The 22,071-nt window shown below is 70.9% G+C and carries 22 protein-coding genes; 6 read left to right on the top strand and 16 right to left on the bottom strand.

What is annotated here, in order from left to right:
* Positions 1–38: 38 nt before the first annotated feature.
* Complete coding sequence (glyA, locus tag P9K36_RS22705) at positions 39–1,343, bottom strand: serine hydroxymethyltransferase (RefSeq protein WP_043386430.1); 1,305 nt, start codon at positions 1,341–1,343, stop codon at positions 39–41.
* A gap of 317 nt (positions 1,344–1,660) precedes the next feature.
* Here glyA and P9K36_RS22700 point away from each other — a divergent pair, with 317 nt between their 5' ends.
* Together P9K36_RS22700 and P9K36_RS22695 are read left to right on the top strand one after the other, a co-directional pair.
* Positions 1,661–2,242: a hypothetical protein gene (locus P9K36_RS22700; protein WP_278306037.1), complete on the top strand. Its 582-nt coding sequence runs from the start codon at positions 1,661–1,663 to the stop codon at positions 2,240–2,242.
* Positions 2,243–2,378: 136 nt separating this feature from the next.
* The gene (locus P9K36_RS22695; RefSeq protein WP_278306036.1) at positions 2,379–2,684 is read left to right on the top strand and encodes a hypothetical protein; all 306 of its coding nucleotides are present in this window, start codon (positions 2,379–2,381) and stop codon (positions 2,682–2,684) included.
* Between the two features lie 77 nt (positions 2,685–2,761).
* Here P9K36_RS22695 and P9K36_RS22690 read toward each other — a convergent pair whose 3' ends face one another.
* From P9K36_RS22690 to P9K36_RS22670, 5 genes are all read right to left on the bottom strand, one after another.
* Entirely contained in the window at positions 2,762–3,079 is a 318-nt protein-coding gene (locus P9K36_RS22690) for a cupin domain-containing protein (RefSeq protein WP_043386424.1), read from the bottom strand.
* 73 nt (positions 3,080–3,152) lie between these two features.
* A complete protein-coding gene (locus P9K36_RS22685; RefSeq protein WP_043356569.1) occupies positions 3,153–3,926 on the bottom strand; it encodes a DUF937 domain-containing protein in 774 nt (257 codons plus the stop codon).
* 108 nt (positions 3,927–4,034) lie between these two features.
* On the bottom strand, positions 4,035–5,471 hold the full coding sequence (locus P9K36_RS22680; RefSeq protein WP_278306035.1) for an MATE family efflux transporter: 1,437 nt from the start codon (positions 5,469–5,471) through the stop codon (positions 4,035–4,037).
* A gap of 17 nt (positions 5,472–5,488) precedes the next feature.
* Positions 5,489–7,465 (bottom strand): monovalent cation:proton antiporter-2 (CPA2) family protein, encoded by a 1,977-nt coding sequence (locus P9K36_RS22675; protein ID WP_075380882.1) that lies wholly within the window; start codon positions 7,463–7,465, stop codon positions 5,489–5,491.
* Between the two features lie 136 nt (positions 7,466–7,601).
* Positions 7,602–9,221: a formyl transferase gene (locus tag P9K36_RS22670; RefSeq protein WP_278306034.1), complete on the bottom strand. Its 1,620-nt coding sequence runs from the start codon at positions 9,219–9,221 to the stop codon at positions 7,602–7,604.
* Positions 9,222–9,580: 359 nt separating this feature from the next.
* Here P9K36_RS22670 and P9K36_RS22665 point away from each other — a divergent pair, with 359 nt between their 5' ends.
* Positions 9,581–9,880 (top strand): hypothetical protein, encoded by a 300-nt coding sequence (locus P9K36_RS22665; RefSeq protein WP_043386416.1) that lies wholly within the window; start codon positions 9,581–9,583, stop codon positions 9,878–9,880.
* 54 nt (positions 9,881–9,934) lie between these two features.
* Here the strand turns inward: P9K36_RS22665 and P9K36_RS22660 are convergent, their stop codons facing one another.
* A complete protein-coding gene (locus P9K36_RS22660) occupies positions 9,935–10,426 on the bottom strand; it encodes an RT0821/Lpp0805 family surface protein (protein ID WP_043353509.1) in 492 nt (163 codons plus the stop codon).
* A 92-nt stretch (positions 10,427–10,518) separates the two neighbouring features.
* Here P9K36_RS22660 and pdxH point away from each other — a divergent pair, with 92 nt between their 5' ends.
* The gene (pdxH, locus tag P9K36_RS22655) at positions 10,519–11,142 is read left to right on the top strand and encodes a pyridoxamine 5'-phosphate oxidase (RefSeq protein ID WP_078947071.1); all 624 of its coding nucleotides are present in this window, start codon (positions 10,519–10,521) and stop codon (positions 11,140–11,142) included.
* Positions 11,143–11,212: 70 nt separating this feature from the next.
* On the opposite strand, the gene P9K36_RS22650 is transcribed toward pdxH, so the two are convergent.
* The 9 genes from P9K36_RS22650 to P9K36_RS22610 form a co-directional block, all read right to left on the bottom strand.
* A complete protein-coding gene (locus tag P9K36_RS22650) occupies positions 11,213–11,905 on the bottom strand; it encodes a 50S ribosomal protein L25/general stress protein Ctc (protein ID WP_043386413.1) in 693 nt (230 codons plus the stop codon).
* Between the two features lie 159 nt (positions 11,906–12,064).
* A complete protein-coding gene (locus P9K36_RS22645; protein ID WP_278306033.1) occupies positions 12,065–12,481 on the bottom strand; it encodes a hypothetical protein in 417 nt (138 codons plus the stop codon).
* A gap of 293 nt (positions 12,482–12,774) precedes the next feature.
* Positions 12,775–13,665: an ABC transporter permease gene (locus tag P9K36_RS22640; RefSeq protein ID WP_278306032.1), complete on the bottom strand. Its 891-nt coding sequence runs from the start codon at positions 13,663–13,665 to the stop codon at positions 12,775–12,777.
* A gap of 2 nt (positions 13,666–13,667) precedes the next feature.
* Complete coding sequence (locus tag P9K36_RS22635) at positions 13,668–14,603, bottom strand: ABC transporter permease (protein ID WP_075380879.1); 936 nt, start codon at positions 14,601–14,603, stop codon at positions 13,668–13,670.
* A gap of 205 nt (positions 14,604–14,808) precedes the next feature.
* Positions 14,809–16,071, bottom strand: a complete 1,263-nt coding sequence (locus tag P9K36_RS22630; protein ID WP_043352222.1) for an extracellular solute-binding protein — start codon at positions 16,069–16,071, stop codon at positions 14,809–14,811.
* Between the two features lie 17 nt (positions 16,072–16,088).
* Positions 16,089–17,084: an ABC transporter ATP-binding protein gene (locus P9K36_RS22625; RefSeq protein WP_278306031.1), complete on the bottom strand. Its 996-nt coding sequence runs from the start codon at positions 17,082–17,084 to the stop codon at positions 16,089–16,091.
* 298 nt (positions 17,085–17,382) lie between these two features.
* Complete coding sequence (gene hydA, locus P9K36_RS22620) at positions 17,383–18,810, bottom strand: dihydropyrimidinase (RefSeq protein WP_043352212.1); 1,428 nt, start codon at positions 18,808–18,810, stop codon at positions 17,383–17,385.
* A gap of 203 nt (positions 18,811–19,013) precedes the next feature.
* On the bottom strand, positions 19,014–20,018 hold the full coding sequence (locus tag P9K36_RS22615) for a helix-turn-helix domain-containing protein (RefSeq protein ID WP_053609114.1): 1,005 nt from the start codon (positions 20,016–20,018) through the stop codon (positions 19,014–19,016).
* Complete coding sequence (locus P9K36_RS22610; RefSeq protein ID WP_278306030.1) at positions 20,015–20,575, bottom strand: isochorismatase family protein; 561 nt, start codon at positions 20,573–20,575, stop codon at positions 20,015–20,017. Before P9K36_RS22610 ends, P9K36_RS22615 begins: the two co-directional genes overlap by 4 nt.
* Positions 20,576–20,695: 120 nt before the next feature.
* Between P9K36_RS22610 and P9K36_RS22605 the strand changes: the two genes are divergently transcribed.
* Together P9K36_RS22605 and P9K36_RS22600 are read left to right on the top strand one after the other, a co-directional pair.
* Positions 20,696–21,409 (top strand): NAD-dependent deacylase, encoded by a 714-nt coding sequence (locus tag P9K36_RS22605; RefSeq protein ID WP_053609116.1) that lies wholly within the window; start codon positions 20,696–20,698, stop codon positions 21,407–21,409.
* Between the two features lie 304 nt (positions 21,410–21,713).
* Positions 21,714–21,941 carry a hypothetical protein gene (locus P9K36_RS22600; protein WP_043352204.1) on the top strand — a complete coding sequence of 76 codons (228 nt, stop codon included), beginning with the start codon at positions 21,714–21,716 and terminating at the stop codon, positions 21,939–21,941.
* Positions 21,942–22,071: the final 130 nt, after the last annotated feature.

Raw genomic sequence — 22,071 nt, 5'->3', positions numbered from 1 at the left:
ACCGAAGGGCGGCCCGAAAGACCGGCCCCGCTCACGCCTCAGCCGTAGATCGGGAACCGGTCCGTGAGGGCATGGACGCGGCTCTTGACATCGGCCTCGACCGCGCTGTCGCCCGCCTCACCCTTGGCGGCGAGCCCGTCCAGCACCTCGACGATGAAGCCGCCGATCTGCTTGAACTCGGCGACGCCGAAGCCGCGGGACGTGCCGGCGGGGGTGCCGAGCCGGATGCCCGAGGTGATGGTCGGCTTCTGCGTGTCGAAGGGCACGCCGTTCTTGTTGCAGGTGATGTGCGCCCGCGACAGCGCGGCTTCCGCCGCCTTGCCGGTGAGGCCCTTCCGCTGCAGGTCGACCAGCATCAGGTGGTTGTCGGTGCCGCCCGAGGTGATGTCGTAGCCGCCCGAGATCAGCGTGTCGGCGAGCGCCTTGGCGTTCTCCACCACCTGGCGGGCGTAGATCTTGAACTCGGGCTTCAGTGCCTCGCCGAAGGCCACGGCCTTGCCGGCGATGACGTGCATCAGCGGGCCGCCCTGGATGCCCGGGAAGATCGCCGAGTTGAACTTCTTGGCCAGCGCCTCGTCGTTCGTCAGGATCATGCCGCCGCGCGGGCCGCGGAGCGTCTTGTGGGTCGTCGTGGTGGCGACATGGGCGTGCGGGAACGGCGACGGATGGACGCCGGCCGCAACGAGGCCCGCGAAATGGGCCATGTCGACCATGAAGTAGGCGCCCACCGAGTCGGCGATCTCGCGGAACTTGGCGAAGTCCCAGTGGCGCGGGTAGCCCGAGCCGCCGGCGATGATCACCTTCGGCTTATGCTCCTGCGCGAGCTGGGCGACCTGCTCCATGTCGATCCGCTGGTCCTCGCGGCGCACCGTGTAGGAGACCGGCTTGAACCACTTGCCCGAGACGTTCGGCGGGGCGCCGTGCGTCAGGTGGCCGCCCGCGGCGAGGTCGAGGCCCAGGAAGGTGTCGCCGGGCTGCATCAGGGCCAGGAACACGCCCTGGTTGGCCTGGGAGCCCGAGTTCGGCTGCACGTTGGCGAAGCCGCAATCGAACAGGCGCTTGGCGCGCTCGATGGCGAGATCCTCGGCGATGTCCACGAACTGGCAGCCGCCGTAGTAGCGCCGGCCCGGATAGCCCTCCGCGTACTTGTTGGTCAGCACCGAGCCCTGCGCCTCCAGCACGGCGCGGGAGACGATGTTCTCCGAGGCGATCAGCTCGATCTCGTGCTGCTGACGGCCGAGCTCCTTGGCCACCGCCTCGGCGATCTCGGGATCGGTCTCCGTGAGGGGGGCGGCGAAGAAGCTGTTGGAGAAGTGCTTGTCGGCGGCGGTACCGGCGCTCATGGTCTGCCTCTGTTCTGGTAGGGGCGATGCCCGGCCTTTCGTCGGCGTGCACGGGCGGGCGTTCAAGGTGGGATTCCTACACGCGCCGACGGCTCAGGCCAAGCGCAGGCATTTTGCTCGCGCGCCAAGAATAATTTGCCGCAGGCCAGGCGCCCGCTCGTCCGGATGGGGTCGAAGTGTTTTCCTAATGCAACCTGCGATCGCGTGATGGAAGGAAAATAATCATGGAATAAAACAGGAACAAAGACGGCGGTTCTGGCGCGATGCGAGATCATGATCCCGATGTGATCTGGGCGTATTCCCTCGCGGAGCTTCGCTTGAGCCGAGCCTTCGTTGCTCTGGAACGCCAGGGCATCAAAGCCGGATTCAGACTGGATCGGCGACGGGGCCGCGATGGTCGGTGGTGCGGAGAGGGCGGGTCGCTCACCGTCGTTCGCAAGGATCGAACGGGTGATCCTCGGATCGATGCGAAGACCGATGAGATCCTCGATGTCCTGAAGGACGTCGTCGCGAGCACCGAGCCGGGAGAGGGGTTCCTCTACGGGTTCCAGATCCACGCCAGCCTGGCGGCCCGCCTGCGCGCGCTGGATCTCCCCGGGATCGGCAGGCACGGTGTCGAGCAGAGCTTCGTCGCCGGCGACATCGTCCGCCACGGCCTGTCCGGCAGCAGACGCACGCATGTTCTTCTGCGGGATGGCCGGACCAGCGCAGCGCCGGTCCGGGCGATCTGGGACATCAAGACCGGCGAAACGGGTCTGTCGCCGCGCCGCATCCGTGCCCTGCGGGCCGGCGCAGGTGTCGACGACAGCGTCCCGGTCATCGAGATCCATCTGCTCCGCGGCATCTCCGTCACGAGCCGCATCTCTGTCGCCGTTACACGCGGAGTCGTGCTCGCATGAGTATGGAAGCGTACGCCCTGGGTCCGAGACCACTCGCCGGCGTATCGGATTGGCAAGCCGGCCTGGACGCGCTCGGTTTCGATCTGCAGCTTCGTGGAACGACGATTCCGCCGGCCTCGTAGGGCATCTGCCGGCCGTGCGGCGCGGCCGGGCCTCGGGCTTCGAGTGCTCGATCGTGCCGTTCTCGGAATTGAAGGAAACCTATCCGGAGACCGACTTCGCCGGCTCCTGGCCATGCGTGTACGCGTTCTGGTTCGGCACCATCGCGGAATCCATCGGCGCCCTGATGGCGATCACCGCCTGCGTGACATCGGTCGGGGGGCTCGCCTTCTTTCCCGAGGACGGTCGCTTGCTGACCGCCGATCAGGCCGTCCGGTACGCGCGCGAGACGGTGCCCGCGGCTGAGGAACTGGAACGGCAACTCGGCCCCGGACCGGAATGATCCGTCTTCCTCCTCAGCGCCGAGCCTGAGCCGGCCGAGGAGTCCCGGCTGAACCAGCCCCGCCCGCCGGACCTATGTCAGACCTGCGACGCGAGGTTCGTCTCGATCAAGACCGTCTCGGTCTCGAATTCGGCGGCGTGCCACGCCCCGGCCGGGAAGTGGAACACGCTGCCGGCCGAGAACGGCTTGCGACCCTGCTCGGTCTCCAGGACCCCGGAGCCCGCGAGCACCTGCACGAACTGCTCGTGGTCGTGACTGTGGGCCGGCGCCGAGATGCCCGCCGGCACCACCACGCGCACGAGGCTGGCACCCGCACCCGGGATCGCGCGCTTGGCGACGCCATTCCCGGCGACGCTCTCCGTGCGATCGTCCCAGGCGGTCAAATGGTCGCTCATCGGCGGATCTCCTCGGCGACAGGTGGCCGCTTCGATCCGCGGGGTCAACGTCCGCCCGGGCCCTGTCCCTGCGTCAACCGGTCCCGCCGGACGGGCGACCGCGCCGGCCCTTGCCCGCCGCGGGATCGGCGGGCGCCGGATCGGGACGTGCCGGGGTGCCGTCCGAGGACTGGGGCGTCGCGCCCCCGGAGGCAGGCCAGAAGGTCTCGAACAGCTCCTGCATCGCCCGGATGTTGTTGCCCTGAACCTCGGCCCCGGTGCGCATCATCTGCTGGAACACATCCGAGCCGGCTTCGCCTGCAGTTCCCTGCGACGGCTTCGCGGTCGGCTTGGCGGCCGGCTTCGGCGGCGGCGCCGGCGGCTGGACCGCGGGCATCATCGCCTTCGCCATCTCGGCCCAGGCCGGCCCGAACGGGAACGGAACGGGCGGCGGCGGGCTCGACCGCGCCTGCGCGGGCTCGGCCTGCGGCTGGTTCAGCATGACATGGACGATGCTCGCCACCACGGCCCCCGCCATCATCGGCAGCATCTGGCGCAGCACCTGCGCGCCGACGCCGCTCGTGGCCGAGGCCTGCCGCAGCACGGCCTGCATCAGCTGCGCCGAGCCGAACATCTGGCTGAGGGCCTCGAAGCCCTGCGGCGGCGCAGGCTTGGCGGCTTCCAGCCCGAACATCCGGGCGAAGCCGGTCGGGTCCACGCCGACGCTGCGCTGGAGCCCCAGGGTCAGGGCCGGCATCAGCGCCTCGAAGGCGCGGGCCGTCTGCTCAGTCGTCAGGCCGAATTGCTGGGCCATGGCCTGAAGCCCGGCCTCGCCCTGGGCCTGGAACATCTCGAGCGGGTTGAACATGACGCCTCGATCCTGCCCCGGCCGGGACAGGCCGAGACAGGGTATGGTGACCCGTCACGCGGGGAAATACCAGTTCTTCCCCGCGGAACTTGCGCCTTCTCCGCCGTCTCAGTGCAACGGCTCGGGATGGGCATGGCCCGGCGGCAGCGGCGCCGGCCTCTCCAGCACCGCCGCCGCAGCCTCGGGCTCACGCCCGCGCCGGCCGCTCCCTTCCAGGCGGTCCACCGTGCGGCGGGCCAGCAGGATGCCGAGGGCGCCGAAGACCAGGGATCCCACGCCCATCCCGGCGACCACGCCGCGGGGGCCGTAGAGCGCCGCCCCGAGCATCGCCGGGGGGACAGTGCCGAGGGTCGCGCGCCCCCAGTTCAGCAGCGTCGAGCGCAGGGGGAAGCCGAGATTGTTGAAGGCGGCGTTGCCGAGGAACAGCAGCCCATTGAAGAACCAGATCGCGCCGCCGACGAGGCAGAAGAAGCCGAAGAGCTCGGCCGCGACCCCGTGCAGGCCGAACAGGCTGGCGAGCCATCCCCGGGTCAGCGCCAGGACGAGCCAGACCACGGCGACATAGGCCAGCGTCACCCGGACCGCCGCGCGCAGCACGCCGCGCATCCGGTCGAAGAGGCCCGCGCCCCAATTCTGCGCCAGGATCGGGCCGATCGCCCCCGACAGGGCGAACAGGCCGCCGAAGGCCACCGGCGTCAGGCGGTCGATCACCGACGCGGCGGCGACCGCATCGGCCCCGTAGCCGGCGAACAGCCGTGCCAGGAACGCGCTCGCCACCGAGGGGGCGAGATTCGTGAGCACGGCCGGTCCCGCGACGCCGGCCAGGGCGGCGGCGTCGGCCGGCAGCTCGGACAGGTGCGGCCGGCGGAGGAGTCCGTGCCGGGCGACGCCGCGGACGCCCACCGCCACGAAGGTCGCGCGCGCGACGCAGACGGTGATCGCCGCGCCGGTGACGCCGAGGCCGGCCCCGAAGATCAGCAGCGGATCGAGCAGTGCGGTGACCACCGCTCCGGCCAGGGTGACCGACATCGCCTGCCTGGCTTCGCCCACCGCGCGCAGCAGGCCGGTGAACAGCATGCCGGCGGCGAGCAGCAGGTTCGAGGGAAGGGTGATGTGGAGGAACAGGATCGCCACCCGCAGCGCCTCGCCCTTCGCGCCGATCAGGGCCAGGAGCGGGTCGGCGAGCAGCGCGATCAGCACCGCGATGAGGGCGGCCACGAGGCTGCCGAGGACCAGCGCGGAGGTCGCGAGGCGCCGCGCCGCCGCGCGGTCGCGCGCGCCGATGGCCTTCCCGACCAGGGCCCCGGCGGCGATCATCAGGCCGATATTCACCGCCGTGGCGAAGAACTGCACGATGCCGGCGAAGCCGACCGCCGCGGTGAGGTTCGGGTCGCCGAGCGTCGACACGTAGAGCAGCGACAAGAGGTCGACGACGAAGATCGCCATCAGCCCCACCGATCCGGTGGCGGCCATCACCACCACGTGCCGGAGGATCGAGCCGGTGACGAAGCGGCCCGCCTCCGCCGGGGGCGGCCCGTCGGACATGTCAGACATCCGGCCGGTCACGCATCCCGGGCGCTGCCTTCCGCTTCCAGCTCCGCCTCCGAATCGGCCTCCCCCTCGGCGGCGTCCGTCTCCTGCGGCGCCAGTGCGGGCTTCTCCAGCAGCCGCTCGGCCGCCTCGCGCCGGTCGCTGCCCACGAGGTCGCGGGTCTCGGTGCTGAGCGCCCGCGCCGGCCGGACCGGAATGGTCAGCGGCTCGGGCTTCAGACCCGCCGCGGCGCCGCGCATCCAGCCGGCGCCGTCCGGCAGGGCCCCGGCCTGCTGCAGGACGAGGCGGGCGATGTCGCGCTTGCGCACGTCGTCGGCCCGGGCCGAGGCGGCCTCCGGCGACAGGCCGAGCCCCTCCAGCGCCGACCGTCCGAAGGCGAGGGCGGATTCGGCGGTCTCGCGGATCTGGTAGTCGACGTCCCGGTTCATCAGCTCCACCGCGTGCAGGCGGTCGTAGGCGCGCACGAAGGTGCGCACGCTGGAGAACTCCTCGTGGACGATGTCGACGATCTTGAGGGCGCCCTCCCGGTCGTCGACGCAGATGCAGACCAGCTCGACCCGGCCGATCCCGGCGGCGCGGAGCACGTCGAGCCGGGTGCCGTCGCCGTAATAGATGCGGAAGCCGAAGCGCGAGGCGGCGCGCAGCTGCTCCACGTCCTTGTCGATCACCGTGACGGGGATGCCCTCGGCCATCAGCACCTGCGTCAGCACCTGCCCGAAGCGGCCGAAGCCGATCACCAGCACCCTGGCGTCGCCGCTCTCGGTCAGCTCGGTGGAGGGCGCCTCCAGCGCGCGGGTGCTGCGCGCGGTGCGCCGCTCGATCAGCTTGTCGAGCCCCTTGGCGGCAATCGGCCCGATCAGCATGGTCAGCGCGGCGAGCGCCACCGCGAAGCGCGTCGCCGTGACGCCGGTGAGGCCGAGATCCTGGGCCTGAGGCAGCAGCACGAAGGCGAACTCGCCCGCGGGCGCCAGCACCGCCGCCCCCCGCAGGGCCCCCAGCGTGTCCGAGCCGAACAGCCGGAACAGGCCGGCCACGATGGCGACCTTGACCAGGATCGCCGCCAGGGTGGCGCCGAACAGGGCGGGCCAGACCTCCCGCACGAGGTTGCCGTCGATCGACATGCCGACGCTCATGAAGAACAGGCCGAGCAGCATGCCGCGGAACGGCTCGATATCGGCCTCCAGCTGGTGGCGGAAGTTCGACTCGGCCAGCAGGATGCCGGCGAGGAACGCGCCCATCGCCATCGACAGGCCGACCTGCTCCATGAGGAGCGCGGTGCCGAGCACCACCAGGAGCGCGGCGGCGGTCATCACCTCGCGGGCGCCGCTCGCGGCGAGCAGCCGGAAGAAGGGGTTCAGGCCGTAGCGGCCGACCAGCACCACCGCCAGGATCGCCGCGAGCGCCTTGCCGGTGGAGAGGGCCGCTTCCCCGAGCCAGGAGACGTCGGTCGCCTCCCCCGCCGAGGCCAGCAGGGGCATCAGCGCCAGGATGCCGACCACCGAGAGGTCCTGGAACAGCAGGACCGCGAAGGCGCGGCCGCCATAGGCGCTGGAGAGATCGCCCCGCTCCTCCAGGAGCTGCAGGGCCACCGCGGTGGCCGAGAGCGCCAGCGCGAGGCCGATCACCGCGGCGGCGCCCAAGCTGAGGCCCGCCAGGATTCCGGCGCCGCCGAGCACCAGCGCGCAGAGGACGAGCTGCGCGGTCCCGAGGCCGAAGATGTCGCGCCGCATCGAGACGAGCTGCGACAGGTGCAGTTCCAGGCCGACGATGAAGAGCAGCAGCACCACGCCGATCTCGGCGACGCTCGCCGCCGTCTCGGGCTCGGCGATCAGCGACAGGCCCGAGGGCCCGATCAGCACCCCGGCCACGAGGTAGCCCAGCACGGCGCTCTGGCCGATCAGCCGGAAGATCGGCACGCCGATCACCGCCGCCGTGAGGAAGGTCAGGACCGGCGGCAGGAAGCTCGCATGTTCGACGGGGCTCGCCATGGTGATCGTCCCGGCGGTTCTGCTTGATCGGCGCGGGTGGAGCCCCCCGCTTAGCGTGCGCGGGGCCGGGATGCGAGCCGTCCGCGTGTGCCGTTCGGCACCGACGGGTCCGCGCCGGGCGCGGCGCGGGCCGGGATCAGCCCAGGAGTCGCGTGCGGGCCCGGTGCGAGCCGTCGATGAACTCGAAGCCGCCGGCGGCGCTCAGCATGTGCAGGCGCGTGCCCGGCCAGGCCGCCCCGGGCCGCAGGCGCGTCTCGACCCGCTGCGCGTAGGCCTCCTCGTCGAGGCGCAGGATCCGGGCGAGGCCGAGCGCCGCGCCGTAGCCCTCGCGGCAATCCTGGACGGGCCGGATCAGGCCGCCGTCGCGCGCCACGATCGGGCCCGCGGCCCGGGCCGAGCCGATGTCGATCAACACCGGGTTGTGCCGGTGCGGGGTCCAGGGCCCGCGGAAATGCGGCGCGTGCCAGAGATGCAGGGTGTCGGAATAGCTGCCCCCGCCGGCCCGGACCGTGGCGAACATCCACCAGCGGCCGCCATGCTGCAGCAGGGTCGCATCCCCGGCCACGACCCCGTCGAGGAGCACCGCCTCGTGGACCCATCCGCGCGGGAAGTCGGTGGCCCGGTAGAGGTCGATCGTGCCGGAGGCGTGGGATTCCGGGATCATCCAGACCTGTCCGTCCGCCTCGAACACGAACGGGTAGGAGAGATGGGTCTCGAGTTCGAGCACCGGCTCCGGACGGCCGCGGGGTCCGGTCTCCCCGAAGCCCACCGCGGCGATCACGCCCTTGCCGCGGCGATAGTCGAACTCCTCCACGAACAGGGTTACGGCGCCGTGCCGGGCGATCGCGAAGGGGTCGGCGTAGAAGCGCCGGCCGTCTTCGGGAAGGACCTGCCAGCCGCCCTCGGGATGCCGGCGCAGATCGATCAGGTCGGGGCCGACGATCCGGCGCCAGCCCACCCGCCAGTGCGGGCCGTGGAAGCAGAGGGCGTAGAGCCTGCGGGCGATCTGCCGGGCGAGCCCCCCGGCGGCCCGCCGCCGGGCGCCCAGGCCGCCGAGGTCGTAGGCGGTCGCGGGCTGCAGGGGCGCCCCGGCGCCGTCGGGAAGCTCCGTCGAGGCGGCGCCGTCGAGGGCGGCGAGGATCAGCGTGATGGTCCGCGCGAGGTAGCCCTCGAAGGCCGCGAGCATCACCGTATGCGATTCCGCGCCCAGGCGCCCCAAGGCCACCGGCTTGCCGTCCGGTCCACGCAGGGCCGCCACCGGGGCACCATGGGCGAACAGGGCCGCGAGCAGGCCGGCTTCGCCCGGCATCCCGTCATAGTCGAGCCGCCACGCCGGTGCCGATCCCGGTTCCGCAGGCGCGCTCGAGAGATCGAGGACGAGATCGTGGGCGCTGCTGCTGCTGAGCTCCTCGCCCGCGGGGCTCGCCTCGTAGGACGCGAGCGCCACCGGCTCGGCCGCCGTGGCCAGGCCCGGCCGGGGCAGGCCGTGGATGGTGGCCTCCAGCCGGAACAGGAGTTCCGCGTTCGGCGGCAGCCCCCCCGCGTGGTCGACCCATGCGACGCGGATCCGGTGGTCGGGCCGCTGCCCGAGCTGGTCGAGAAGGCGGATATGCCAGCCGCGCAGCGCCCGGCGGTCCAGTCGAACGGTGACGGTCCGGCTGCGGGGGAGCGTCCGCGAGGGCGAAGGCTCGGCCCGGGCGGGAGCCCGGCCGCCGGCCGCCGATGGCCGGTCCATGCCTCCGGTCGCCCGCTCCATCAGCCGGTCGGCCTCATGCCCCGCGTGTCGGCTTTCGTATCGACGTTCACGGCAGCCAGACCCGGTATGCGCCCGGCGGTGACCGCCGATACGGTCGCCGCGCAGGCTCGAATTCTGTTACGCCGCGCCACGATCAAGCACGGCCGGATCGATGTCTACCGGTTCAATCTTAACAGCGGAGACGATTTCTGGGCGGTGAACCGAAAAAATCGAAATTCAGGGCGTCGAATAGGCGGGTGTTGGCAGACGGTGATACAATGCCGTGAAGCCGCGGCGGTTCGCGCCAGAGTCCGCCTTTGAGGGAACCGCGCTTTCAGCTGGACCGTTCGCTTGGCAATGACATGGTGCGGAGACAGGACATGACGCGCAAGACGCTGACGGTGCCCCTCGCGGCGATGCTCCTCGCCGCCACTCCGGGGATGGCCTTTGCCTGGGGCGGCGGTGGCGGTGGTGGCGGCGACAGCGGCAGCGGCCTCTCGCCCTACGCGGCGCTGAGCGGCAACGATCGTTCGGCCGGGGTCAACAACGGCAATTACCGCGACCCAGCCCTCGACCCTTACATCCGGACTTACGATCCGGAGGCCGCGGCCCGCTACGCCGCCCCGCCGGCGGCGCAGCCGCGGTTGCGCGTGCGGCCGTATTACGGCCACCCCTACTGAGAAACCTCGCCCGCTGAAAGACTTGGCTGAGGCCGCCGGGCACGGCGGCCTCGTTCAGGAGCGGCCGGCGCCGCTCGCGCTCCGGACGCGCTTCAGCGTCCATGGACCGCCCGAGAGCTTGCAGCCGGTGCCGCGGACGAAGCGGCTGCGGGCCGGTCCGATCACCGAGGCCAGGAAGTTGCGGCAGATCAGGTCGTCCGAGACATAGGGCAGGCCGGTCGGGTTGACCGACCCGTGAAGCCCGGTCTCCGGATTGTCCCATTTCACGGGCCGACCGTTGCCCTGCGGATCCAGGGCGACGCCCAGGGCGGCACGCGCCCGGCGCCAATCCTCCTCGGCGAGGTCGTCCCCGAAGCTCACAGGCCGCTTCTCGATGCTGCCGGTGACGGTGGGCTCCTCGACCACGCGCGGCGCCGCCGGGGGATCGCCCCGGAAGATCAGCAGAGGCTGGCTGCAGCCGCACAGGGCCATCGCCACCGACACGACCGACACGGACGCGCAGATGCGCGCCCGCCGGCTTGGCCCTTTACACGCGCATCGCCGCATTACACCTGACTCACGACGGGCTTTCCGCTCGACCGAACATGCCGATGTCGGTGCCCCCTCAGGCCCTTGACGCGGCAGGCAGGAGTCTTGGCGTGGATCAGTTAAGGACCGATGACCCGAAGAGCGCGGACTTCACACTGAGCGACGACCCCTTCGGGCTGTTCGCTTCCTGGATGAAGGACGCGGAGGCGGCCGAACCCGAGGACCCGAACGCGATGGCGCTCGCCACCGCCGGGTCGGACGGGCTGCCGGACGTGCGGATGGTGCTGCTGAAGGGCTTCGACGCCCGCGGCTTCGTCTTCTACACCAACACGCAATCCACCAAGGGGGAGGAGCTGGCCCAGAACCCGCAAGCCGCCCTGGTGCTGCACTGGAAAAGCCTGCGTCGGCAGGTGCGGGCCCGGGGCCCGATCACGCCGGTGACGGCCGAGGAGGCGGATGCCTATTTCCAGAGCCGCCGCCGCGAGAGCCGGCTCGGCGCCATCGCCAGCCAGCAATCACGCCCGCTCGCCGATCGCGCCACGCTGATGAGCGCCGTGGCGGACCTCTCCGAGCGCTACGGCGAAGGGCCGATCCCCCGGCCGGAGCACTGGACCGGCTTCCGCATCGCGCCGGTCACCCTCGAGTTCTGGCAGAACGGCGATTTCCGCCTGCACGACCGGGTCCGCTTCACCCGGGCCGGCGACGGCTGGAGCCGCGCGCGGCTCTATCCCTGACCGCCCGCCCGAACGAAGAGAGCCCCGGCAGGGCCGGGGCTCTCGAGAGTGCGGAGCAGTGCGACGAGGCTCAGGCCTCCTCGCCGTCCTTCTTCTCGTCCTCGGAGGTCTCGGCCTCGGCTTCGGCCTTCTCCTCGGCGGCCTCGGCCGACTGCGCCTCGGCGATGGCGGCCTCCTCGGCCTCCACCTCGGCGCCCAGCACGGTCGGCGGCACGATGTTGGCCACCGGATCGGTCGCCTCACCGGTGTAGGTGCCGGCCGGGATCTTGATGTCGGAGACGTGGATCACGTCGCCGATCGCGCGGCCGGTCAGGTCGACCTCGATCGCATCCGGGATCTGATCCGGGGCGACGTCGAGGGCGAGCGTGTGAGCCACGATGTTGAGGGTGCCGCCGAGCTTCTTGATGCCGGGGGCCGCGTCCTCGTTGACGAAGTGCACCGGCACCTCGACGGTGACGGTCTGGCCCGAGACGACGCGCAGGAAGTCGACGTGCAGCGGCACGCCGGAGACCGGGTCGAGCTGGAAGTCGCGCGGGATCGCGCGGATCTTCTTGCCGCCAGCGTTGATCTCGAACAGCGTCGTCTTGAAGCCGCCCGCGTAGATCAGGGTGCGGGTGCGGATGAGATCGACCGCGATGGATTGCGGCGGCTGGCCACCGCCGTAGATGACGGCGGGAATCTGGCCCTGGCGACGAACGGCCCGGGCGGCCCCCTTGCCGACCCGGTCGCGTGCCACGGCCTCAAGCGTCTTGACTGCGCTCATGGCGTGATCCTTACGAATTGCTGGAGCCGGAACGCGAAAAGGCCGCCCTGTGCGGACGGCCAAGCCCTTCCCGACGCGCCCCTGCCTCCAAGGGTGTCTCGGGGGCGCGGGCTGCGCATACACGGATGGGGGTGGGTTGGCAATGTTGCGGTAGAGCCCCTACGCGGCCGCGAGGCCGCGGCGGAGGATGATGCCGATCGCCTCATCCCGGGTGGGACGCTCCGGCTCGGACAGGCGCCACGCCTCGATCGCGTTCAGCACATCCACAGGGATGGAAGCCGCGTCGACCGGCTGGGGGGCGCCAACCATCACACCGAAGCGGCTCAATGCGAAAGGCGATTCACCCTCGGCGGTCAGGTATAGGGTGGTCGCGACCTTTTCTCCGATCGCCAAGCGATCGACGATGTCGTGTGCCTCGTGCAAGTCCAGGCCGAATGCCATCAGGGCCTTCACGAGGTCGACGGGCTGATCGTTCGAGGCCGAAATCTGAAGCACGAGTTCAACGGGGATACCGGAAGGGTGGTGGCCGGCGCCCCCGTTTCGGTCCCGCTCCTGTCGTTCGAGCGCCTCCTTCAATGACGACCGCATCGACTTCAGCCTCTCTCAGGATCTCCGCGCCGATCGCGTTCAGCCCCGCTCGCCCAAGGGCACCCTTGTGCAGCCCCTGGATGTGGGCGCGACGAAAATACAAGGTTCGGCCGATCTGCTCCAGTTCGCCGACAGCCTCCAGCCGTCCGGCAGGCGTCTCGATCTCGATCAGAACCGTATTGCCGCGGCCGTAAGCGAGGATCGCGATCGCAACGGAACCAGCTGGCCACACCCGCGAACCTCGTCGACTCGACGGCCTCCAGGGTGAGCGGGTAAGCGCCCTACCGCAACCCCGCCATGGCCCGCCGCGCCCGGCGCTTCTGCAGCCACAGGGTCAGGCCGAGCGCGGTCCCGATCACCAGGGCCGAGACGGCGGTGGTCATCGTGCCCAGCGCATAGATCTCCGGCGTCGTCACCGTGGTGGTCAGGCCCTGCAATTCCAGCGGCAGGGTGTTGCGGCCGCCGATCGCCTGGCTGGTGCGGGCGAGTTCGTCGAACGACAGGGTGAAGCCGAACAGCGCGACGCCGACGAGCGCGGGCGCGAGGATCGGCACCACCACGTGGCGCAGCGTCTGCGGACCGCTGGCGCCGAGGTCGCGGGCGGCCTCCTCGTAGGCCGGGTCGAACCGGTTGAAGACCGCGAACATGATCAGCAGGCCGAAGGGCAGCGTCCAGGTCAGGTGCGCCCCCAGCGCCGAGGTGTAGAGGCCCATCAGCGTGCCGTGATCCTCCAGGACCCCCCAGCCGGTGGCGGCGGCGAGCGCCTTGATCGCATCGTCGAGGAGCCGGAACTCCAGCCCTATGCCCAGCGAGACCACGATCGAGGGCACGATCAGGCTCGACACCGCCAGGGCGAAGACGAGGCCGGCCCCCCGAAACCCCTTCCGGAAGGCGAGGCCGGCATAGAAGGCGATCGTCACGGTGAGCACCATCACCACGAGGCCGAGGGCCAGGGAGCGCCGCAGAGCCGCCCAGATGTCGACCACGCCGACGCCCTCCCACAGCTTGGCGAACCAGTGGGTCGACACGCCGTTCATCGGGAAGGTCAGGCCGCCGGAGGGCCCCTGGAAGCTCAGGGCCAGGATGGTCAGCGTCGGCCCGTAGAGGAACAGGACGTAGAGGGCGAAGACGCCGGCCAGGAGATAGAAGGCGAGGCCGCGGGGCCGGTCCATCGCTACAGCTCCCGCCGGAGGTCGATCATCCGGGTGAGTCCCAGGATCATCAGCAGCACGGCAGCCAAGAGCACCATGGCGTTAGCCGCGGCCGCCGGGAATTGCAGGTAGGCCATCTGCACCTGGATCACCTTGCCGACGCTGGCGATCTGCTGGCCGCCCATGACGCCGACGGTGACGAAGTCGCCCATCACCAGGGTCGTCACGAAGATCGTCCCGATGGCGATGCCGGGCTTGGCCAGCGGCAGGATCACGGTCCAGAGGATCTGCGCGCCGGACGCGCCGCCGTCGCGCGCCGCCTCGATCAGGCGCCGGTCGATCCGCGCGAGACTGTTGAAGATCGGCACGATCATGAACACCGTGTCGAGGTGCACGAAGGCCAGGACCACCGCGAAGTCGGAGTAGAGCAGGCCCTCGATCGGCGCGCGGATCAGCCCGAGGGCACGGAGCGTGTCGTTGACGAGGCCGTTGCGGCCGAGCAGCGGGATCCACGAGATCATGCGGATCACGTTCGAGGTCCAGAACGGGATCGTGCAGAGCAGGAACAGCCCCATCCGCACCGTGCCGGAGCGGATGTGGAAGGCCAGGAAGTAGGCGATGGCGAAGCCCAACGGCAGGGTGATCGCCAGCGTCAGCGCGACGAACTTCACCGTCGAGAGATAGGTGCGCAGCGTGGTGCAGAGGTCGGCGGACAGGCAGCCGTCGAAGACGTCGGCGTAGTTCTGCAGGGTCAGCGCCGGGATGATCTCGTACTCGTTGTACTCCCACAGCGAGACGATCCCGGTGAGCACCAGCGGCACCACCAGGAAGACGAGGAAGACGAGGGCCAGCGGCGCGGCCTGGAGATAGGCGAGGGTGCGCCGGCGCGGGCGGCCCGCAACGGTGGGCGCTGCGGTCCGCGCGGCGGTCTCGGCGGCGGGCAGGGCGAGATCGGTCATTGGATTCGCCCCACGCGCGCCGCCGCTTCCCTCCCCCTCTGCGGGCTCCGATGTTGACACATCGGCTTCCGCGAGGCGCACCGCGCCCCCTCTCCCGCACGGGAGAGGGGGCCCGCGTTCCATCCGGCAGCCGCGTGGCCGCGCAGAACGGGCGTCTCCGAGGGCCCGCGGAGGGAGAAGGACGGGGAGGGGGCGCCCACCGCCCTCACGCCGCGATGAACTCGTTCCACTTGCGCACCATGTAGGTGTTCTCGTCCATCACGGCGTTCCAGCAGGCGACCGCGCCCATCCGCGCGTCGAAGGAGCCGCCGTCGCGGGTGGCGCCGGCCTTCTCGATCAGGGTGCCGTCGGGACCGAGGATGTCCTTCTCGGCGGGCTTGCCCTCCATCCAGAAGGCCCATTCGTAGGGCTGCATGTTCGCCTGTGCGGTCTCCAGCACCGCCGAGTAGTAGCCCTGCCGGTTCAGGTAGGCCCCGGCCCAGCCGGACAGGAACCAGTTGATGAAATCGTAGGCGGCATCGAGCTTCTTGCCGCTCAGGGTCTTGGGGATGCCGAAGCCCGAGGCCCAGGCCCGGTAGCCTTCCTTCAACGGCTGATAGGTGCAGGGCACGCCCTGCGCGCGCACCTTCGTGACGGCGGGCGACCACATCGACTGGATCACCGTCTCGCCCGAGGCCATCAGGTTCACGGATTCGTTGAAATCCTGCCAGAAGGCGCGGAACTGGCCGGCGCGCTTGGCCTCGATCAGCACCTTGATGGTGCGGTCGATCTCAGGGCGCGTCATGTTGCCCTTGTCGCCATAGGTGTAGTCGCCGGAGGCCTCCACCACCATCGCGGCGTCCATGATGCCGATCGACGGGATGTTGAGGATCGAGGCCTTGCCCTTGAAGGCCGGGTTCAGGAGCTCCTTCCAGCTCGTCACCGGGATCTTGATCAGGTCCGGCCGGATGCCCAGCGTGTCGGCGTTGTAGACGGTGGGGATCAGCGAGATCCACTCGGTCTGTTCGCCGGCAAATTTTTTCGAATCCTGGCCCTCCAGATAGAAGACCTTCCGGGGGGCCGTGCCTTGGTCGCCGATCTTCCGGCCCCCCACCTCGCCCTTGGTGAAGATCGACGAGATCTTGTCGGCCAGTTTGATCCGTTTGGCGTCCATGCCCTGGAGGTTGCCGGAGGGCAGGATCTTCTTGAGGCTGAAATACTCGGTGTCGACCAGGTCGAAGGAATTCGGCTGGGTGACGACGCGCTTGGTCACCTCGTCGGTCACCACCGGTATGTACTCGATGGTGAGGCCCAGATCCTCCTTCACCTTCCTGGCGATGTCGGCGGACTGGTTCACCGCGGTGCCGAGGTAGCGCAGGGTCACCGGCTCGGCGGCGTGCACCGCCGGGAAGCCGGTGACCGGCGTCGCGGCCAGCGCGGCGGCCCCCTTCAGGAGCGTGCGCCGGCTCGGCTTCGAGAAAGCATCCATCGTCGTCTCCGTACCGGTTACGCGTCGAGGCGGTGGGCGGCGGCCGCGTCCCAGCCGACCGGAATCGTGTCGCCCGGGCGCAGCGGGCGGGCCGCGAAATCCGCGTCGCTGAGGATCGCCGTGAGGGCGGCGGGGCTCTCAGGCGCGCGCTCCAGCCCCTCTGCGTCGAGGCCGACATGGACGCTGGTGCCCTGGTACTCGACAGCCACCACCCGGGCCGGCCGCGCGGCGGGGCCGGCCTCGGCGCCGAGGCGCATCCGGTCCGCCCGCACGGCGATGAGCCCGTCGGGCAGGCGGATCACGTTGTGGCCGCCGATGAACCGGGCCACGAAGGCGGTGGCCGGCCGCTCGAACACGGTGCGCGGGTCGGCGGCCTGCTCGATCCGCCCGGCATTCATCACCACCACGAGGTCGGAGAGCGCCATCGCCTCCTCCTGGCTGTGGGTGACGTGGATGAAGGTGAGGCCCAGCTCGGTCTGGATCCGCTTCAGCCCGACCCGCATCCGCACCCGCAGGAACGGGTCGAGCGCCGAGAGCGGTTCGTCGAGGAGCAGCACCTTCGGGCCGGTGACGAGGGCGCGGGCGAGCGCGACGCGCTGCTGCTGGCCGCCGGAGAGCTGGGCCGGCAGGCGCCCGGCGAGGTGGCCCATCTGCACGAGGTCGAGCATCGCCATGGCCTTGGCCCGGCGCTCCGCCTTGCCGATTCCGCGCATCCGCAGGCTGAAGGCGACGTTGTCCCGCGCATCGAGATGCGGGAACAGGGCGTAGCTCTGGAACATCATGGCGGTGCCGCGCTCGGACGGCGCCGCGTCGCCCACCGCCTTCGGGCCGATCACCACGTCGCCCGCGCTGGCGCGCTCGTGGCCGCCGATCATCCGGAGCGTCGTGGTCTTGCCGCAGCCGGAGGGGCCGAGCAGGCAGCAATAGGCCCCGGACGGCACCTTCAGGTCGATGGCATCGACCGCGGTCGCCGCGCCGTAGCGCTTGGTCAGGCCGATCAGTTCGACATTCATGTGAGGCTCGCCTGCTTCCGGCGATGTGCAAGATACAAGAGTGGCACGATCACTCTTGAAGGCCGCGACACGCCCCCTCTCCCGTGCGGCAGAGGGGAGGGGTGAGGGACGAGAACGTTCAGGACGGGGCACACCCTTGCCGTGCGCGCCCTATCCGGACGCCGCACGCCCCTCACCCTGTCCCTCGCCCGCACGGGAGAGGGGACCCGCGCTCGATCCGGTCGACGCCGCGTCCGCAACATCGATTCCCCCTGTGTCGCCCGCCATCCGACACCGGAGAGCAAGCGGCGGGCCAAGGCTACGCCTCCCGCCGCTCGGCCGGATCGACCGCCCTGTCCAGCACCCGCCCGCGGCCCGGCTCGGACAGGACCCGGCCGTCCTCGGCGATGACCTGCCCGCCCGCGATGGTCATCACCGGCCAGCCGGTGACCTCGAACCCCTCCCAGGGCGTGTAGTCGGAGCCGTGGTGCAGATTCGCCTGGCGGATGGTCTCGCGCCGCTTCGGGTCCCAGAGGGTCAGGTCGGCGTCGAAGCCCGGGGCGATCGAGCCCTTGCGCGGGTAGAGTCCGTAGAGTTTCGCGTGGTTCGTGGCGGTGAGCGCGGCGAACTGGTTGAGGCTGATGCGCCCCTTCGAGACGCCCTCGGAGAAGAACACCGGCAGCCGCGTCTCGATGCCGGGGATGCCGTTCGGGATCCAGCGGAAGGAGGTCTTACCCCGCGGGTTCAGCTTGCCCTGCGGGTCGTCGTAGCGGAACGGGCAATGGTCGGACGAGACCACGTCGAAGATCCCGCGTCGGATCCCCGACCACACCGCCTCCTGGCTCTCGACATCCCGCGTCGGCGGCGAGCAGACGTATTTCGACCCCGCCATCGGGTCGTCCTGGCCGAGCCCCTTCATGTCTTCGGCCGTCAGGGTCAGGTATTGCGGGCAGGTCTCGGCCCGGATCTTCAGGCCCCGTCCCTGAGCCCAGGCGATCTGCTCGGTGGCCTCGCGGCCCGAGACGTGGACGATCACGATGGGCAGGTCGATCAGCTCGGCGTGGCTGATGGCCCGGTGGGCCGCCTCCCGCTCGACGATCTCGGGGCGCGACAGGGCGTGCCCATAGGGCCTGGTCTCGCCCGCCCGCTCCAGACGCTCGCTGAGGTAGCGGATCGCGTCGTAGCCCTCCGCGTGGACCATGACCCGGGCGCCCTGCCGCCGCGCGACGTGGAACACGTCGAGGAGCTGGCGGTCGTTCAGCACGAGGTCGTCGTAGGTCATGAAGACCTTGAACGAGGTGTAGCCGTCGGCGACCAAGGCCGGCAGCTCCTGGCCGAGCACCGCCTCGGTCGGGTCCGAGATGATCATGTGGATCGCCACGTCGACGTGGCACTGGCCCTCGGCCCTGGCCCGGTAGGCGTCGACCGCCCCGCGCAGGGAGGCGCCCCGGGGCTGGAGCGCGAAGGGCATCACGCAGGTGTTGCCGCCGGCCGCCGCCGCCCGGGTGGCGCTGGCGAAGTCGTCGGCCATGACGATGCCGGGGCCCGAATCCTGGGCGATGTGGACATGGCTGTCGATGCCGCCGGGCAGGACCAGCAGGCCGGAGGCGTCGATCACCCGGGCGGCGTCGGCGATGCCCTCGGCCACAGCCACGATCCGGCCGCCGCGCACGCCGACATCCGCCCGCACCGTGTCGCTCGCCGTGACCACGGTCCCGCCGCGGATCGCCAGGTCGAATTCGGGCATGATGCGCTCTCCTCCGCGCCCGCGGGCGCCTGTCGGGACGGGCGGATGCATCGTCCGCGCCGATTCGGACGATGCGAGGAGGGCACAGCCATCCGGCGGGGTCCAGAGCGTGGTCGGGGGATCCCAAAGGGCTCACCCCTTGGGCAGGGGTTCGGGGGCGGTGCCCCTGAGGCCCCAGGGCTCCGCCCTGGACCCGCGAAAGGTCACGGACCTTTCGAAACCAAGATTTGGGTTCGGAGATTCGAGGGCGCGGCGTCGTGGAACTGACGCCAGACCCGCCGCATGTGGCGGGCCGAGCCGAAGCCCGCGCGGTCGGCGACCTGCTCCAGGGCAAGGTCGGTCTGGGCGATCAGGTCCCGGGCCAGCGCGATCCGGGCGCGGTTGACCGCATCGGTCACCGTCATCCCGGCATGGACCCGGAACAGCCGGGCGAGGTTGCGCGGGCTCGCCCCGGCGAGGCGGCCGAGGATCTCGGGGGACCAGGCGCGGGCGGGTTCGGCGGTGATCGCGTCCTGGGCGCGGTGCACCACCGGGTGCAGGTGGCTGCGGCCTTCGAGCCAGGGTGAGAGCTGCGGGTCGTCGGGGCCGCGCCGCATGTAGACCACCAGGGTCCGGGCCGCCGCCAGCGCCGCGGCCGGGCCGGCCCATTCGGCGACGAGATGGAGCATCAGGTCCACGCCCGCGGTCACGCCGGCGCTGCTGAACCGGTCCCGGTCCTGCACGAACAGCCTGTTCTCCAGCACCCGCGCCTGCGGCGCCAGGGCGGCGAGCCGGGCGCAGCTCGCGTGATGGGTGGTGCAGGCATAGCCGTCGAACAGGCCGGCCCGGGCCGCCAGCAGCGTACCGTCGCAGACCGTCACCAGGGTGTGGCCCGGCCGGACCGCGCCGCGCAGCCAGTCGACGATCCGCGCTTCGGCGGCGCCCTCGTCCGGATCGGCCTCGCCGCCGAGCACCCGGGCCGACGCGCCCGGCACGAGCACCACGGTGCCCGGCGCGATCGCCTCCGGCAGCGGCTCGGTGCCGCCGAGATCCAGACCGATCGAGCAGCGGGTGCGCGCCTGCGGCGCCACGTAGCGCACCGAGAACGCGACCCGCTCCTGAGCCGCCCCGGCGATGCGCAGGACCTCGACCGGTCCCGCGAGGTCGAGCAGCAGGGTGCGCGGCGGCAAGACCACGAGGACCGGGATGCGCCGCGCCGTCCCGCTCATGCCGCGACCGGCAAGTCCCGACCGGCGAGCGCCTGCTCCACCGTGGCGATGCGGGCGAAGCGGTCCACCAGCACCAGCTCGGTGCGGGCCTTGATGTCGTCCGCCGTGAACCAGCGTCCGGACGGATGGGTCATCGCGAAGGTCAGCGTCGCCTCGGTGACGTAATCCACCTGCCAGCCGCTGTCGGAGGCGTGGCGGGTGGTGGTCTCGCAGCATTGCTCGGTGCGGATGCCGGACACGATCAGGCGCCGTATGCCCTGCTGCGTCAGCCAGCCGGGCAGGCCGCTATCGACCAGGGCACTGTGCCGACGCTTGTGGAAGATCGCCGTCGGCGCGATCACGATCGGCTCCAGGGTGCGGACATGGCCGGAGGCGGCGGCGAAGGGACCGCTCTCGGCGAGGTGGAAAATCTGCAGGATCGGAATCCGGCGCGCCGCGGCACCGTCGATGAGCGTCTGCAGGCGCTCGGTGAAGGGCGCGACATCGGCGTCGTTCCAGAAGGGCCTGTGCCGGAAGGATTCCTGGACATCGATGACCAGCAGCGCAACATCGGACATTTCGTGTCTCCCGCTCGGTGAAGCGAGCCGCAGGATTCCTCGGCTTGACCCTGGGCGAAAGAAACCGCGCTGCCAGCCAGCGGACATATCCGGCCAATCTCCGGCGAGCAGGAGCACCGCATGACGGACCATCCCAGGACGATCTTCGTGCTGACCGGGGCCGGCGTCTCGGCCGAGAGCGGGCTCGGCACGTTCCGGGACCGCGGCGGGATCTGGGCGCGGTTCGACCCGATGCGGCTCGCCACCCCGGAGGCCTACGCGGCCGACCCCGACACGGTGCTCGACTTCTACGACCATCGCCGCCGCGGCGCGGTCGCGGCCGAGCCGAACGCCGCGCATGTCGCTCTGGCGCAGGCCGAGGCGCGGCTCGCCGCGCGGGGCGGGCGGCTGTTCCTGTGCACGCAGAACGTCGACGACCTGCACGAGCGGGCCGGCTCGCAGGCGGTCACCCACATGCACGGCGAATTGCTCAAGGCGCGCTGCTGCGCCTGCGGTGCGGTCACGCCGTGGCGCGCCGACCTGAGCCGGGCCGATCACTGCCCCGCCTGCGGCGCGTCGGGCCGGATGCGGCCGGACGTGGTCTGGTTCGGCGAGATGCCGATGCACCTCGACGCGATCGAGGCTGCGCTGGCCGGGGCGGACCTGTTCGTGGCCGTGGGCACGTCGGGGGCGGTCTACCCGGCGGCGGGCTACGTCCGGCAGGCCCGGGCGCTCGGCATCCCGACCTGCGAGGTCAACCTGGAGCCGTCCGACAACGCCGACGCCTTCGACGAGGCCCGGTACGGGCCGGCGAGCGCCGCACTGCCGCGCTATCTGGCCGAACTCGGCCTCTAGGCGGGCCCGGGGGCGGCGGCGCGGGTCCATGAGGGTCCATGCGGGGACTCGGGACGGGCGACGGCCGGGTCCGACCGCGCGGCATTCGCGACCCGGTTTGCCAAGCTGTTGTGAGAACAGGATTTTTCGATCCGTGATCGCCCGGCTCCGGCCAGGATCAAAATCTTAAATGACGCGAATCACATCGGCGCGAGCTGTCAAGAACTGGTCGGGCAGTTGCCCACGGGTTACAACAGTCAAGCTCGGGATCGGCGTCGCGGCCTACCCGGGCGTTCGTTGAAGCCACAAGGGGAAGCAACTACCCATGCAGCACTTCACCGTAACCGACCGCGAGCGTGACACCGTCCTGGCGGCGCTGCGCTATTACCAGTTCTACCGGATGCAGGGTCATCCGTTCGATCCCCGCCAGGATCACCTGATCGACACCATCGCCGGCCGGGCCGGCGAGGCGCTGGACCTCGCCGAGATCGACGATCTCTGCGCCGGCCTGAACGGCAACCGGCACGCCCTCGCCGCCGCGGCGGCGGCCTAAGCACCTTCCGGGGCGGCCGAGGCCGTCCTCGACGACCCCGCGGCCGGCCCAGGGATGGGGCCGGAGGACGGGCCACCTCCGAGATGAGCGGGCTACCGCCGCCGGAGCGAATCCTCCTCACCGGGGCCGG

It is taken from the genome of Methylobacterium sp. 391_Methyba4 (assembly GCF_029691625.1).
Lineage (GTDB): Bacteria > Pseudomonadota > Alphaproteobacteria > Rhizobiales > Beijerinckiaceae > Methylobacterium > Methylobacterium fujisawaense.
The sequence above is the reverse complement of the archived record's forward strand: the minus strand, read 5'-3'. Positions and strand labels throughout refer to the sequence as shown.

Bases quoted from the DNA above. Each gene is read 5' to 3' on its own strand.
- P9K36_RS22625 (WP_278306031.1), bottom strand. From the start codon at position 17,084: ATGAATGTCGAACTGATCGGCCTGACCAAGCGCTACGGCGCGGCGACC.
- P9K36_RS22660 (WP_043353509.1), bottom strand. From the start codon at position 10,426: ATGCGGCGATGCGCGTGTAAAGGGCCAAGCCGGCGGGCGCGCATCTGC.
- P9K36_RS22690 (WP_043386424.1), bottom strand. From the start codon at position 3,079: ATGAGCGACCATTTGACCGCCTGGGACGATCGCACGGAGAGCGTCGCC.
- P9K36_RS22600 (WP_043352204.1), top strand. From the start codon at position 21,714: ATGCAGCACTTCACCGTAACCGACCGCGAGCGTGACACCGTCCTGGCG.
- glyA (WP_043386430.1), bottom strand. From the start codon at position 1,343: ATGAGCGCCGGTACCGCCGCCGACAAGCACTTCTCCAACAGCTTCTTC.
- P9K36_RS22635 (WP_075380879.1), bottom strand. From the start codon at position 14,603: ATGACCGATCTCGCCCTGCCCGCCGCCGAGACCGCCGCGCGGACCGCA.
- P9K36_RS22610 (WP_278306030.1), bottom strand. From the start codon at position 20,575: ATGTCCGATGTTGCGCTGCTGGTCATCGATGTCCAGGAATCCTTCCGG.
- P9K36_RS22685 (WP_043356569.1), bottom strand. From the start codon at position 3,926: ATGTTCAACCCGCTCGAGATGTTCCAGGCCCAGGGCGAGGCCGGGCTT.
- hydA (WP_043352212.1), bottom strand. From the start codon at position 18,810: ATGCCCGAATTCGACCTGGCGATCCGCGGCGGGACCGTGGTCACGGCG.
- P9K36_RS22665 (WP_043386416.1), top strand. From the start codon at position 9,581: ATGACGCGCAAGACGCTGACGGTGCCCCTCGCGGCGATGCTCCTCGCC.
- P9K36_RS22650 (WP_043386413.1), bottom strand. From the start codon at position 11,905: ATGAGCGCAGTCAAGACGCTTGAGGCCGTGGCACGCGACCGGGTCGGC.
- P9K36_RS22640 (WP_278306032.1), bottom strand. From the start codon at position 13,665: ATGGACCGGCCCCGCGGCCTCGCCTTCTATCTCCTGGCCGGCGTCTTC.
- P9K36_RS22675 (WP_075380882.1), bottom strand. From the start codon at position 7,465: ATGGCGAGCCCCGTCGAACATGCGAGCTTCCTGCCGCCGGTCCTGACC.
- P9K36_RS22630 (WP_043352222.1), bottom strand. From the start codon at position 16,071: ATGGATGCTTTCTCGAAGCCGAGCCGGCGCACGCTCCTGAAGGGGGCC.
- P9K36_RS22615 (WP_053609114.1), bottom strand. From the start codon at position 20,018: ATGAGCGGGACGGCGCGGCGCATCCCGGTCCTCGTGGTCTTGCCGCCG.
- P9K36_RS22680 (WP_278306035.1), bottom strand. From the start codon at position 5,471: ATGTCCGACGGGCCGCCCCCGGCGGAGGCGGGCCGCTTCGTCACCGGC.
- P9K36_RS22670 (WP_278306034.1), bottom strand. From the start codon at position 9,221: ATGGAGCGGGCGACCGGAGGCATGGACCGGCCATCGGCGGCCGGCGGC.
- P9K36_RS22605 (WP_053609116.1), top strand. From the start codon at position 20,696: ATGACGGACCATCCCAGGACGATCTTCGTGCTGACCGGGGCCGGCGTC.